Here is a 764-nt window from a genome sequence, read left to right on the forward strand (position 1 = left end):
GGCTGAGAGATATGCTGGGGTGGTTGATACAGTCGGCGGTGACATCTTAGCTAATGCTTTGAAGTATATAAAATACGATGGTGTCGCAACGTGCTGTGGATTGACCGCTTCACATGAATTAAATACCAACGTATTCCCATTTATTTTACGAGGTGTCAGATTAATCGGTATTGATTCTGTCGAGTGCAAGCTTGACAAGAAGCAAGCGGCTTGGAATAAACTCGCTGATGAATGGAAGGTAGAGACACTAGCAAGTATCACTAATGAAATTGCGCTCGAAGATATCAAAGCAATTTATCAGTTGATGCTAGAGGGACAGTCAGTTGGTCGCTATGTGGTCAAAATATAGAGGGGCTGCTTCTTTGTCTACATAACTATTTTTTTTATCTACATAATACAGTTGTGAGTCACCCAATCGCTCTTAGAGACTTAGTCTGTCAAAGACACAAGACAGCTTTGGGCGGCTTAAAAGAGGTGTTAATTAGTAAGTAAACTGAGAGCCAGGTGTGATAATGCTTAAAGGGCTTGAGGTAATGCGAGGTTATGTCTAAATACATTGTTTTAAATAAATGATTGGTGCGCCCACCAGAATTCAAATTAATACGTTAAGTTAATGATAAATAATGCTTTTATAAGTTCAGATAATAATAATACCGTAAGTGATTAAAATGATAGTGTAAATGCTACTTTTTTCAAATTGTCTGACCTCCGCTATCAAATCCGTACAGTTAAACCTGGGATATTTTAGTTACGCAGCTTGATGG

General features: G+C 38.2%; 1 protein-coding gene. It reads left to right on the top strand.

Annotated elements, in window-relative coordinates; translation table 11 throughout:
* Window positions 1-349 (top strand): MDR/zinc-dependent alcohol dehydrogenase-like family protein (locus ACS8FD_RS19695; RefSeq protein WP_459252161.1); only part of this gene is annotated, 349 nt, incomplete at its 5' end.
* Window positions 350-764 lie beyond the last annotated feature (415 nt).

It is taken from the genome of Psychrobacter sp. 1U2 (genome assembly GCF_051847575.1).